The organism is Streptomyces sp. NPDC028368 (genome assembly GCF_055565615.1).
This window is the reverse complement of the sequence record NZ_JBVHTY010000023.1, coordinates 1-11,976: the sequence shown is the minus strand read 5'-3', so window position 1 is coordinate 11,976 and position 11,976 is coordinate 1. Positions and strand designations below refer to the sequence as shown.

General features: G+C 69.0%; 10 protein-coding genes and 4 pseudogenes. 8 read left to right on the top strand and 6 right to left on the bottom strand.

Annotated features, from left to right (window positions below):
- Positions 1–10 precede the first annotated feature (10 nt).
- On the bottom strand, positions 11–820 hold the full coding sequence (locus ACZ4S3_RS36020) for a hypothetical protein (protein ID WP_467942656.1): 810 nt from the start codon (positions 818–820) through the stop codon (positions 11–13).
- Positions 821–932: 112 nt separating this feature from the next.
- On the opposite strand from ACZ4S3_RS36020, the gene ACZ4S3_RS36015 reads away from it, so the two are divergent.
- The 3 genes and pseudogenes from ACZ4S3_RS36015 to ACZ4S3_RS36005 form a co-directional block, all read left to right on the top strand.
- The gene (locus ACZ4S3_RS36015) at positions 933–1,103 is read left to right on the top strand and encodes a TetR family transcriptional regulator (protein ID WP_467942381.1); all 171 of its coding nucleotides are present in this window, start codon (positions 933–935) and stop codon (positions 1,101–1,103) included.
- A gap of 71 nt (positions 1,104–1,174) precedes the next feature.
- Positions 1,175–2,131: a hypothetical protein gene (locus ACZ4S3_RS36010; protein WP_467942378.1), complete on the top strand. Its 957-nt coding sequence runs from the start codon at positions 1,175–1,177 to the stop codon at positions 2,129–2,131.
- A 71-nt stretch (positions 2,132–2,202) separates the two neighbouring features.
- A pseudogene (locus ACZ4S3_RS36005) lies at positions 2,203–2,454 on the top strand (helix-turn-helix domain-containing protein); the annotation flags it as partial.
- 220 nt (positions 2,455–2,674) lie between these two features.
- Here the strand turns inward: ACZ4S3_RS36005 and ACZ4S3_RS36000 are convergent.
- Positions 2,675–3,122: pseudogene (locus tag ACZ4S3_RS36000) on the bottom strand (hypothetical protein).
- 36 nt (positions 3,123–3,158) lie between these two features.
- Between ACZ4S3_RS36000 and ACZ4S3_RS35995 the strand changes: the two are divergent.
- The 3 genes from ACZ4S3_RS35995 (at position 3,159) to ACZ4S3_RS35985 (ending at position 6,144) form a co-directional block, all read left to right on the top strand.
- Positions 3,159–4,115, top strand: coding sequence for a GlxA family transcriptional regulator (locus ACZ4S3_RS35995; protein WP_467942654.1), 957 nt, complete (start codon positions 3,159–3,161; stop codon positions 4,113–4,115).
- 103 nt (positions 4,116–4,218) lie between these two features.
- Positions 4,219–5,217, top strand: coding sequence for a type I glyceraldehyde-3-phosphate dehydrogenase (gap, locus tag ACZ4S3_RS35990; protein WP_467942375.1), 999 nt, complete (start codon positions 4,219–4,221; stop codon positions 5,215–5,217).
- A 573-nt stretch (positions 5,218–5,790) separates the two neighbouring features.
- Positions 5,791–6,144 carry a hypothetical protein gene (locus tag ACZ4S3_RS35985; RefSeq protein ID WP_467942371.1) on the top strand — a complete coding sequence of 118 codons (354 nt, stop codon included), beginning with the start codon at positions 5,791–5,793 and terminating at the stop codon, positions 6,142–6,144.
- A gap of 231 nt (positions 6,145–6,375) precedes the next feature.
- Here the strand turns inward: ACZ4S3_RS35985 and ACZ4S3_RS35980 are convergent, their stop codons facing one another.
- Positions 6,376–7,485: an alkene reductase gene (locus ACZ4S3_RS35980; protein ID WP_467942367.1), complete on the bottom strand. Its 1,110-nt coding sequence runs from the start codon at positions 7,483–7,485 to the stop codon at positions 6,376–6,378.
- A gap of 251 nt (positions 7,486–7,736) precedes the next feature.
- Entirely contained in the window at positions 7,737–8,711 is a 975-nt protein-coding gene (locus tag ACZ4S3_RS35975; RefSeq protein WP_467942652.1) for an Lrp/AsnC family transcriptional regulator, read from the bottom strand.
- 165 nt (positions 8,712–8,876) lie between these two features.
- Between ACZ4S3_RS35975 and ACZ4S3_RS35970 the strand changes: the two are divergent.
- Positions 8,877–9,383, top strand: a pseudogene (locus ACZ4S3_RS35970) (IS200/IS605 family accessory protein TnpB-related protein); the annotation flags it as partial.
- 9 nt (positions 9,384–9,392) lie between these two features.
- Here the strand turns inward: ACZ4S3_RS35970 and ACZ4S3_RS35965 are convergent.
- On the bottom strand, positions 9,393–9,824 hold the full coding sequence (locus ACZ4S3_RS35965) for a hypothetical protein (protein WP_467942363.1): 432 nt from the start codon (positions 9,822–9,824) through the stop codon (positions 9,393–9,395).
- A 17-nt stretch (positions 9,825–9,841) separates the two neighbouring features.
- On the opposite strand from ACZ4S3_RS35965, the pseudogene ACZ4S3_RS35960 reads away from it, so the two are divergent.
- Positions 9,842–10,226 (top strand): annotated as a pseudogene (locus ACZ4S3_RS35960) (transposase); the annotation flags it as partial.
- A gap of 18 nt (positions 10,227–10,244) precedes the next feature.
- Here ACZ4S3_RS35960 and ACZ4S3_RS35955 read toward each other — a convergent pair.
- Positions 10,245–11,465, bottom strand: a complete 1,221-nt coding sequence (locus ACZ4S3_RS35955) for an MFS transporter (protein ID WP_467942359.1) — start codon at positions 11,463–11,465, stop codon at positions 10,245–10,247.
- Positions 11,466–11,976: the final 511 nt, after the last annotated feature.

Genomic DNA, 11,976 nt, shown 5'->3' with positions numbered 1-11,976 from the left:
GGCCTGCCGGCTAGCCGGCGCTGCGGGTCCGCCGGCCGACGAGCCTGGTCAGCGAGGCGACCGTCGTGCGCGGCGGCTGCCGGAGGTCGCGGTCCGGGTGCAGGACGGTGCGGAACGCGGCCCAGGCGAGTGCGCCGAGGGCGAAGCCGTAGCCGGCGACCAGCCCGTGCCCGTTCTCCTGCGCGAACCACATCGCCAGCCCGAGCACCGGCACGCCGAGCGCGAGCAGCCGGTTCTTGCGGACGGCCTTGCCGCGGCTCGCGCCCTCGTCGTCGGAGCCCTGCTCGGCACCCTGGCCGGCGGCCTTGCCGGAGTTCTCGTCGGCGCCGCCGCGCAGCAGCAGGGCCGCGGCCAGCGTCGCGCCCAGGAAGTAGGTGGCGCCGGAGCTGCCGGCGAAGTTACGGGGGTCGACGCTGTGGGAGGTCTGGCCCCACAGCTTGTCGATCTGCTCCGGCAGCAGGATGCCCGCGGCGAACAGGCCAAGCGTCAGCGGCGCACCCCAGAACCAGTCGGCGAAGGCCGCGACGGCGGCAAGGGTGGCGATGTTCCAGGCCGCCCCGCCGAAGCCGCCGTTCTGCATGAAGACCGAGGTGAGCACGCGCCACCAGCCGGACTTCGACGGGTCCGCGTCGAGCGCGCCCATCGCCCCCGACCAGCAGAGCTGGAGGGCCACCCCGGCGAGCGCGAGCCCGGTCAGGCCGACGGCCGCCCAGGGGATCCGCCGCCGGCCCAGTGTGCTCTGGCCGACCAGGGCCAGACCGCCGTTGAACATCAGCACCATCAGTGCCGCCGTGGTCACGTTGAACAGCAGGATGTCCATCGTCACCACCCCCCTCCGAGCCGTGTGCGATTTCTCTGATCATGACATTAGCGCGACTCGGGGAATTTTCAAACAGTGTTTGAAAGATGGCGCGGCTCGCTGGACTGCGGCCGTGAAGCTGACCGCAGACCGGATCATCGACGCGGGGGTGGCGGTGTTCGCCCAGACCGGCCACCACGGCTTCTCCGTGCGCCAGGTCGCGGACCGGCTCGACGCTCGTCGTGGTGCTCTTTCGGTACTCAGTTGCCACCCGTCGCCTCCCCCGCGTGGGGGAGGCGGATGAGTCCGGCGGGGGATGTGGCCGGGCGGGTAAGGCCGGAGGCTGGGATTCCTGCTGATGGAAGGGGAGTTCGAGTGGAGCGCTGGGATCGGGTCGGGCGGAGCGCGGGGTATGGGGCGGCTCTGGCGTTGTCTCCGTACTTGCTGATCAAAGTCTCGTGGGTGGTCGGCGCGCTGATGGGTGTGCTGCCGATCGGTGATGGCTTCGGCTTGGCGGAGTGGGTGCTGCTCAACACCGTCACGGTCGGTATGGCAGTGATCGGGATCGCTCTGGCGCTCGCTTTGGTGCGGCCGTGGGGGATGCGGATACCGGGGGCGCTGGTCGCGTTCTGTTCCTGGGTGGGATCGGGGTTCCTCGTCTCGGTGCTGCCTTTCGTTCTGTTCAGTGCGCTCCGGGGCGGAGGCTCGCAGGAGGGCGGGGGCGGCGACGATCCGGCCATGCCGGTCTGGGAGGGGGTGCTGGTCCAGTTCAGCTTCGTGGGGATGGGGCTGGGGTTGGCTCTCGCGGTCCCGGTTTATTTGCGGCGCCGCTGGCCGGATGCGTTCATCGGTCGCGTCGGTGACGGTCCGCGTACGGTGCCGCCGTGGGAGGCTGTTGTCGGTGCCACGGTCGGACTGGTCTGGATCTACTGGGCGGTCGGCGGCACGGTGGGAATTGCCCACCCGGCCGAGCGGAACACCGACGGGTACGTGTTGGCAGCTGTTTGGGGGTTCTGGGCACTCGCCGGAGCCGCCGCCACCTGGATGGTCGCCGGGGCAGGTCCTGCCCGGTTGCCGCGCTGGCTCCCACTGGCGTTCGGGTGGGTCGGGTCGGGCTCACTGTTCGCGTGGAGCGCCTGGAAGCTGCCCCTCATGCTGTATGTAGCGATGACGGATCCGGCCGATGTCACGCCGCCAGAGAACCCCACCGTCGTGGTGGCGGTGCATCTCTGCGCTGTGGTGGCAGGCGCGGCGATGATGCGGACCCTCGTCCGCACGCGTATCCGCGACGCCGAGTCCCCTTCCCCTGCCCGAGGTTGCGATTCGACTTGAGGGCTCTGAGTGCCTCAGACAGGCGAAGGCCGCCCCCTGGAGTGCCCAGACGAGGGTGAGATGATCTTGATGTGGCTGGTGTGATCACGGCGTCGGAGCCGTCTTGGATGGCCCCGTTCACCGGGCTGAGCCCGCGCCTGTTCGGCAGGCTGGTGACCGTGCTGCGGCGGAAGGGTGCGGACGCGGTCCGCAAGGGCTGGCCGTGGAGCCTTCCGCTGCAGGACCAGGCGCTGTTGGTCGCGGCCTACTGGCGCACGAACTTGACGATGCGACAGATCGCCCCACCGTTCGGGGTGTCCAAGTCAGCAGCAGACCGCATCATCATGAATTTCCGGCTCCGGGTCAGATGATGCCGTGCGGGGTGTTGTTCTCCCACCCATCGGCGTCATCGAAGTACCCTCCGTGGTTTCACTTCGAGGGCTCCATCCTCCCTAGTCGGCGATGGCTTTGCGGTCGTTGCCCGCCTTTCGGGCTTCGGCGGTAAGTCCCGGGCGGGCCTTGCCAACGGCCCCGTAGTTCGGGCTCTTCGGCAGGGCCAGGCCGCTAGCCGCGGGTAGCGCCCTGCGGCCAGAGCACCCGCACAGGTCCCGGTCCTCTCGGCGTAGGCGACTACGCCCGCCGTGCCCCCATAATCCCGGGCGGGCTTCCCATCCCACACCGCGATCAGTTCGTCGACCAAGCCCACCAGGATTTCGCTGCCGGCCATGTGTGCTGCGAAGTCCGACGTCGTCAGCCCGGTCTCGTGGACGTCGACCGCCTGCCGGAGCAGCGCGTCGTAGACCGGGTGGTGCCAGTCGGGCAGGCCCGCGCAGTACTCCCGGGCGGGCACGACGACCTCCAGGCGGCCCCCGTACTTCAGTACCGCTTCGCCGAGCCAGCTGTCCGGACCGTCCGCGATGCACGAGACGGCGACCAGCTCGGCCGGCTCGCGGCTGCGTACCGCATCGTCCAGGAGACGGCGGACCTGCGCGGCTTTGGGAACTGGGTTGATGCGCCGCCCCCCGCCCCCCTGCGTACCCTCTTCCCCGTGCCAGTCTCAGCCCTGTATCACGTCGCCGTCCTCGTGCTCGAAGGCGCGAAGCCTCTCGATGTAGGTATTCCTGCACAGGTGTTCACGACCCGCGCGAGCATGCCGTATGAGGTGCGGGTGTGCGGCGCGGCACCCGGCCTCGTGACCGGCGGCGACGGCCTGTCGTACCACGTCGCCCACGGCCTCGATGCGCTTGCGTGGGCCGACATCGTCTTCATCCCCGGCTACCGGTTCCCGGACCGCGACGACCCACCGCAGGCTGTCGTCGACGCGCTGACCGCCGCACACGATCGGGGCGCGCGGCTCGCCGCCATCTCGACGGGCGCCTTCGCGCTCGCTGCCACGGGCCTGCTCGACGGCAAGCGCGCCACGACGCACTGGCACTACACGCGGGAGCTCGCGGCGAAGCATCCGCTCGTTCAGGTCGACGAGAACGTTCTGTTCGTCGACGAGGGCAGCGTGCTGACGTCGGCCGGCGCCGCCTCCGGCATCGACCTGTGCCTGCACATTCTGCGCGGCGACCTCGGGGTGGCCGCGTCGAACCACGCGGCCCGGCGCCTGGTCGCGGCCCCCTACCGCAGCGGCGGACAGGCGCAGTATGTGCCGCGCAGCGTGCCCGAGCCGCTCGGCGAGCGGTTCGCCGCCACCCGCGAGTGGGCGCTGCACCGGCTCGGCGAGCCCCTCACCCTGGAGGTGCTCGCCCGCCATGCGGCGGTGTCGCCGCGCACGTTCTCGCGGCGCTTCGTCACAGACACCGGGTACACGCCGATGCAGTGGGTCATGCGCGCCCGGATCGACGTGGCCCGCGAGCTGCTCGAGCGTTCGGAGCGGAGCGTCGAGCAGATCGCCGCCGACGTCGGTCTCGGCACAGGTACGAATCTGCGGCTGCACTTCCAGCGCATCCTCGGCACCACGCCGAGCGAGTACCGGCGCACCTTCACCCGGGGCGAGTAGCCCGCCGCCGCATGGCGCGATCCTTTCGAACCGTGGCGCTCACGCCGCTGCCACGGGCGGATACCGCGCGCGAACCTGGTGGCGAACCGAAGGGACACCACTCTTGACTCGCATCGCCATCAACGGATTCGGCCGCATCGGACGCAATGTGCTGCGCGCACTGCTCGAACGCGACAGCAACCTCGAGGTCGTCGCCGTCAACGACCTCACGGAGCCCACCACCCTCGCGCGGCTGCTCGCCTACGACACGACGGCCGGCCGGCTCGGCCGCCCGGTGACCGTCGACGGGGACGCCCTCGTCGTCGACGGCCGTCGCATCACGGTGCTCGCCGAGCGCGAACCGGCGAAGCTGCCGTGGGCCGAGCTCGGCGTCGACATCGTGCTCGAGGCGACCGGCCGCTTCACGTCGGCCACGGCCACCCGCGCCCACCTCGACGCGGGCACGAGGAAGGTGCTCGTCAGCGCGCCATCGGACGGCGCCGACGTCACGCTCGCGTTCGGGGTCAACACCGACGCGTACGACCCGGCCGCGCACACGATCGTCTCGAACGCCTCGTGCACGACCAACGCGCTTGCGCCGCTGGCCGCGGTACTCGACGAGCTCGCCGGCATCGAGCACGGCTTCATGACGACGGTGCACGCCTACACGCAGGAGCAGAACCTGCAGGACGGTCCGCACCGCGACGCGCGCCGCGCCCGCGCCGCCGCTGTCAACATCGTGCCGACCACGACGGGCGCCGCCAAGGCGATCGGTCTCGTGCTGCCGAACCTTGCCGGCAAGCTGTCGGGCGACTCGATCCGGGTACCGGTTCCGGTGGGCTCGATCGTCGAACTCAACACGACCGTCGCCCGCGACGTGACGCGCGAGGACGTGCTGGCGGCGTACCGCGCGGCGGCGCAGGGGCCGCTCGCCGGCGTACTCGAGTACTCGGATGACCCGCTCGTGTCGTCCGACATCACGGGCAATCCGGCCTCGTCGATCTTCGACTCGGCTCTCACCCGCGTCGACGGCCGCCACGTCAAGGTGGTCGCCTGGTACGACAACGAGTGGGGCTTCTCGAACCGCGTGATCGATACACTCGAACTCCTCGCCACCAGCTGACCGGAAAGCGGGGCAGTCCTTCTGCGGAGGCCGCGCTGCCCAGCATCTCCTGTGAGTGCTCCAGTTGGCCGGCCGGGCCAACTGGAGCACTCAGCCAGTTACTTCCTGCCAAGGTCAGACGTTGGTGGGCGATCCGAGGCCGGTGCAAACATGCGCGGCAAAGCACCGCAGGTGCCAACAAGAATGTCCCGTCGGTTCCAACTGCAGTGTCCCGCAGCCCGAAGGGAAGCAGGTCGCCAGGCCCCCGCAGTTCCAACTACCGCGTCCCGGACAGATGAGACAGCGGCTTCCGGCCGTGCGAGCTCCGCCCGCGCCGATCGGTGTCCCGACTCAGCCGAACTGGCCCCTGTCTCAAGCGAACGGGCCCGGTGCGCTTGTCTCTCGGGTGGACTGGCGCGCGGACAGGTTCTTCAGTTGGTCCAGGGGCTGCCGCGGGTTGTGGGATGTGCCGTTCATCGTGCACCTTGACTTCGGAGGGCCGAGATCGCCGGGGGACCTTTGAGTACGTGCTCCCTCCGCTCATGAGTATGTGCCACGATGACCGGGCGGCGCGCGTGGGCGAGGATGGCGGTCATGACCGCACCCCACCCGAATTCCACCGCTGCCCCCTCTGTGGCGGCGGCTGACCCGTTCGCGCCGTCCACGGCGGCAGTGCGCGTGTTCGCCGGTATCGGCCTTCTGGTGCTCGCTTTTGCCTACGGGGCGTTCCTCATCATCGTCCTCAATCAGGCGTACAGCGGAGACCGGAGAAGCGGGCCCCTGCTGGGCGCGGCTCCGTGGTCGATGGGCCTGTCCGCAGTCGCGGGACTGTTGGCGCTTTGCCTGCCCAGCGCCGTGGTGAGCCACGCAGCGCGGCGCGGGGCCGTCCGGCTGCAGTATGCGCTGGCGTTCGCCGGCCCCGCGCTGGCCGCCATCGACTTCGCCTGACCGGTGGGGCTTTGGACGTCGCGCACAGCCTGCACATGGACTGGAGCCCGCAGTCCGACGGCCTCGCCAAGATCTTCCACGGCTACCCGTCCTGGCCGCACACCCAGACCTGAACAGAGGTCTCGTTCGGGTGATCGCGGATCGGTGAGTGCATGGAGGCAAGGCCTCTTGGTAGCTCGGTGGGTGTTGCAGCCGCGCAGAGAGCGATCTGCGCGTCAGGGCGTCAGGGCGTCAGGGCGTCGCGATGGTAGTGGCCTCGGCCAGTGTCGGGTAGTCCGTGTAGCCGCGGTGGTCACCGCGGTAGAAGGTCGCCGGGTCGGCCGGGGCGACGGTGCCGCCGGTCCTGAGTCGTTCAACAAGGTCGGGGTTGGAGACATACAGGGTGCCGAAGGCCAGGACGTCGGCCAGGCCGTCTTCGATCAGACGGAGGTCGCTCGGGCCGGAGGGCCAGGAGACCGGGGTCTCATGAGGGTTGAGCATGAAGACCGAGGGCCAGGCGGCACGCATGCGGGCGGTGAGCGCGCGATGTCCGGGGAACTCGAAGATGTGGAGGTAGGCCAGGTCGCCGCGCAGCTCTGACACCAGGGCCGAGTACAGGGCATCGGCATCGGTCTCGGTGAGGCCGAAGGCCGGGCAGCCGGGCGAGATCCGCAGGGCCAGGCGTTGCGGGCCGATCCGGGTGGCCACGGCGTCCACCAGTTCCAGCACAAAGCGGATGCGGCCCGCGATGGAGCCGCCGTAGCGGTCGGTGCGGCGGTTGGCGTTGTCGGAGAGGAACTGCTGGATCAAGTAGCCGTAGGCGCCGTGTAGCTCGACTCCGTCGAAGCCGGCCTGTACGGCGTTGTGTGCGGCCTGCGCGAAGTCTTCGATCGTTTCCTGGATCTCCGTGATGCTCAGCTCGTGTGGCACGGGGTAGGGCTTGCGGACGGCGGGCTCGGCGCTGCTGATGCGCACTACCCCGTCGGCCTCCACCGGAGAGGGGGCGACGGGGTGCAGCCCGTCGCCGAGGAGTTCGGGGTGACTGTTGCGTCCGGCGTGCATCAGCTGGGCGTAGATCCGGCCGCCCGCCGCGTGCACCGCGTCGGTGACCGGGCGCCAGGACCGCACCTGTTCCTCGTCGTGCAGGCCGGGGGCGTCGGTGTAGCCCTGGCCCACGCGGCTGGGCTGTATCGCTTCGGCGATGATCAGTCCCGCCGTGCTTCGCTGAACGTAGTACTCGGCCATCAGCGCCGTGGCGGACAGGCCCTCGCCGTAGGCGCGGCGGCGGGTCAGTGGTGCCATGGCGATGCGGTTGGGCAGCGTCAGCGAGCCCACGGTGATGGGGTCGAACGGGGTGGTCATAGGTGCGGTTCCTTCACTGGTGACAGAGCCGGTGCGGCAGTCGTCAACCCTGGCCGCCGGCCCGCTCCCCGACCAGCGAACGAGGGAGTTCTGGCGATATCCGATGAACACCGATCGCTCCTGGCGATTTCTTCCTCGGTTTCGTGACGCGTGTCGTTGCCGAAGGCGATGCGGTAGACGCGGGGTGAGTGGGGTGCCGGTGTGGCAGGTGAAGTGGTGGCAAGGGACGCCCTACTGGCGGTCTGAGCAGCTCAGGGTCGCCGGCGGGCCGGAGCACCTTCCTGCAGGCGGCCGGCCTGCTTGACAGTCCGCGTCGCCGGGGCGGTCTCCACCGACCGGATTCCCGGGAGCTGTGCCACCGGGCCGGTCAGGTAGGCGTAGAGCGCCTTGGCGTCGCGGCACTGCACGCTCGCATACAGGTTGGCCGGGCCGGTCGTCGCGCCGGCGAAACTTACTTCCGGGTGGGCGGCCAGGGCCTCACCCGCGGCGGACAACGCGCCGGGCTCCACCGACAGCCACAGCGAGGCCAGCGACCGCAGGCCCAGCAGCTCTGCATCGAAGTCGACGTCGACGTACACCACTGCGGCGCGGCGCAGTTCGGCCAGCCGTCGGCGCGCGGAGCTCTGCGACCAGCCGGCGACGGACGCCAGGACCTGGTAGCCGACGCGACCGTCATCGGCCAGCGCGTCCAGCAGCGCACGGTCCCGGTCCGACAACGTCACGTACTCCCTGCCCGGCGTCGCTTCCGGCGGCCTCAACCTCGCACACTGCGCTGCGGTGAGCGGACCGTTCTTCACCAGCGGGCTGGTGGTGCCCCCACAGAAGATGTGCAGCACACAGTGCGCGCTGATGTCCATCACCCTGGGGGTGCGCGGCAACTGGCTGAGGACCGTGGAGTTCGCGTCCACCCGCAGCATGCTGAGGATCTCCGCGCCGCCAGAGGTCAGCAGGACCCAGGAAGTGTCCGGCGATCGGGCCAGGAAGCGCGCCAGTGCGTCGGCGGTCTCCGGGGCGCACCGCACCCTCACCAGCCACATCTCCTGACCGACCGCTTCCGGCCAGGTCGCGCCCAGCACACGGACCGCGCCGGCCGACCGCAGCGCGCGGTAGCGACGGGCCACCGTCTGGTCCGACACCCCGAGGATCTCCGCGACGGCGCTGAACGCTACCCGCCCATCGATCTGGAGCGCTTGCAACAGCGCCCGGTCGATCTCATCCAACCGCATCCCACTCACCCAGGAACGGTATCCATCGCATCCTCAGCTGTTCATGGGGCGTGCGTGCGTGATCGATCCGGCACGACGAGGTTGAGGCGGCGCGTTCGGCAGACTGGCTGGTCGCTGGTCGCTGGTCGCTGGTCGCTGGGGGCGGTGGTGGAGAGCAGACAGGTCGTTGCCGCCTTTCGCCTGGACCGTCACGGCAACCCGGTCGGTGAGCCGCACCGCTTCGACTACGAGTTGTCCGGCACCGCGGACCACCGGGACGCGCAGATCCGGCACGCGATCACCCGCCTGCTGCACTGGGCCAAGCGGGTCGGCGTCACCGCGATCGGCATCGAGGAACTGGACTTCGCGCAGGAGAAGACCCGAGAGAAGCACGGCCGCCGCAAAGGGTTCCGGCAGCTCATCGCCGGCATGCCGACCGGCAAACTCAAGGCCCGGCTCGTATCCATAGCCGCCGAACAGGGCCTGGCCATCGTCGCGGTGGACCCGGCCTCCACCTCAACGTGGGGCGATGAGCACTGGCGCAAGGAACCCCGCCCTCCCGTAACGGACCGCGCACTGCGAGTGCCGTCGCCGAGCGGGACGCGAAAGCGGGGGACCAGTCGGGCACCCAACACCGTTCGGGATGCCCGCAGTGACCAGGTATGGGTCCAAGACTCACTTCTGCTCACTTAATTGGAACGGTCAGAGGTACGTCACCGAGTAGACGATCTCGGCACTGAAGGCCAGTACGTCGTCGCCACCGGTGGGCGTGCTGTTCAGGCCGACGACCGTGCCGGGCACGTCCTCCTTGCCCTTGCCGGCGGGGAAGAGGAGGGGGAACCCGGTGACGCCTCCGGCGCTGGCGGTGTCGTTGTCATCGAAGGGGGAGTCACTGTCGTCTTCCACGGCGGTGACGGTGACGGTCACTTTTTCTGCCGCATCCGGGGGCATCAGGATGACGTCCACTGTGCCCGGGGCAATGGGCGGCGAGAACGAGCCGGAGGCCATGGGCTTCCACGTGTAGGGCGCGGTGTGTTGTGTTCCGTTGCTGTCCCTGACGCTCATGCTGAAGTCGGCCTCGCCGAACGTCGACGAGTCGGTGTCGTCGCTGCAGTACAGGGTGTACAGGTGCACGCCGACGCGGCGACCCTGATGCCCAGGGCACCCCGCTGGCCATCACGCTCACTGGCGGCAACCGGCACGATGTTACCCAGCTACTTCCCTTGCTCGATGCGATACCGCAGATCAAGGGTCGCACCGGCAGACCTCGCCACCGGCCGCGGCAGCTGTTCGCCGACCGTGGCTACGACTTCGACAAGTACCGCCGCCTGCTGTGGAAGCGCGGCATCAAGCCAGTCATCGCACGACGCGGAGTACCGCACGGCTCCGGGCTCGGCAATGTCCGCTGGGTGGTAGAGCGCACGAACGCCTGGATCCTGCTTTCGTCGGCTACGGGCCCGTTGGGACATCCGCGACGATATCCATGAAGCGTTTCTCACGCCGGCCTGCTGCGTGATCACTTATCGGCGCGTCAGGGCGTTGAGCGAGCTCAGCTCAGCTCAGCTGACCCGGCCTGCAGAAAATTTGCACCGTCAGCATCATGAGGATCGCGGCCAGCCCGCCCAGCACCATGACCGCAGATGTGGAGGTGGAGTCCACCACAGCCCCGCCCGCCAGCGCGCCGAGGGAGAGCGTCGCCTGGAACGATGACGTGAAGAGCACGGACGCCGCCTCGGGCGCGTGCGGCGCCGACGTCACGAACCACGTCTGCGAACAGACCGGCACCGCGCCGTACGCGAGGCCCCAGACGACCAGCAGCACCATCGCGCCGAGCTTCCCTGTACCGATGACGGGGAGCAGGAGGGTTGCCGTCGCGAGCATGCCCGCGGCGGCGATGAACGTTGCGCGCAGCGCGCGCCTCGCTGCCGTGCCTGCGACGAAATTGCCGACGATCCCGGCGGCGCCGTACGCCAGCAGGAATGCGGTGATGAGCTGAGGGCTGGCATGCGTCACGTCCTTCAGGAAGGGAGTCACATAGGTGTATGTGCCGAAGTGGGCCATCACGATCAGGAAAGTCACGACCAGCCCGACCCGGATCTGGGTGGCGCTGAGCAGATCGCGCAGTACGGCGAGCCGGGTTACGCTCCGCGGCGGCAATGGGGGCAGCAACACGACGAGTGCGATGAATACGGCCAGCGTCAGGATTCCCATAGCGATGAAGGCCGTCCGCCACCCCGCGAGATTCCCGATGAAGACCCCGGCGGGCACACCGAGCACGGAACCGAGAGGGACGGCGGAGAAGATCACGGCGGTTGCCCTGCCGACATGCCCCTCGGGCACCAGACGAGAGGCGAGGCCCGCGCCAATCGACCAGAAGCCGCCGATGACGAGTCCGACAAGAGCCCTGGAAACCATCATGACCCAGTAGGAGGGCGCGACCGCAGCGAGGAAGTCGGCCAACGCGAGCACCAGCATCAGGACGCAGAGCATGACGCGCCGGTCCATCCGCCCGGTCGCGACGGTCACGGTCGGGGCGGCGATGGCGGCGAGAATCCCGGGCAGGGTCATCATCAGGCCGGCCGTTCCGTCCGAGACACCGAAGGTGGCGCCGATGGGTGTCAGCAGGCCGATCGGCAGGATCTCGGTGGTGACGATGGAGAAGATCCCCATCATGAGGGAAGTGACGGCGAGCCAGCCGATCACTGGCGATCGAGGAGATAGGGCACCGTCGTCGGTGGAAGCGGTGTCGTCGGCGGAGGTAGTGACTGCGGGCATGGTTCTCGTCCTGTCGTGATGACGCCAGTGGCAGTACGCCCGAGTTCAGCAGCCGTCCTCAGTCCCAGTCTGGCGCGATTGCGACATCAACGTCCCACGGCAGGGTGACGTCGGATTCTCGCCATCTGAGTGTCCGTTGGAACAGCGAGCCACAGCAGAACTGGCTGCAGTCTCCACAACTCTTTCTGCTAGCTCCTCTTAGACCTCATGTCAATTGGCGAGTCTGTCGTGGCAGACGAGTGTTTCTGCCACGTTCCCGAAGTGCCGCCGACCGGGCTGCGGATGCCGTTGGCGGGGGGGGGGGAGGCGGGACCACGCGCTGGAACAACTCCCACAGATCGTCAGGCACCATCCGCTTAACGAACGAAGCTGTCACCACTCCAGACTGTCGCAAGATCACGCCAAACGAAATGGCCTCTTAGTACTGCAACCGCATGTGGGGTGTGTGGCCTCGGCGTTGGTAGTGGCAGTGGCGGGCTCGGGCTTGGCTGCGTCTGCGGAAGTGTGACCA

Coding starts and splice junctions, on each gene's coding strand:
- ACZ4S3_RS35955 (WP_467942359.1), bottom strand. CDS start 11,465: ATGCCCGCAGTCACTACCTCCGCCGACGACACCGCTTCCACCGACGAC.
- ACZ4S3_RS35975 (WP_467942652.1), bottom strand. CDS start 8,711: ATGCGGTTGGATGAGATCGACCGGGCGCTGTTGCAAGCGCTCCAGATC.
- ACZ4S3_RS35985 (WP_467942371.1), top strand. CDS start 5,791: ATGACCGCACCCCACCCGAATTCCACCGCTGCCCCCTCTGTGGCGGCG.
- ACZ4S3_RS35980 (WP_467942367.1), bottom strand. CDS start 7,485: ATGACCACCCCGTTCGACCCCATCACCGTGGGCTCGCTGACGCTGCCC.
- ACZ4S3_RS36020 (WP_467942656.1), bottom strand. CDS start 820: ATGGACATCCTGCTGTTCAACGTGACCACGGCGGCACTGATGGTGCTG.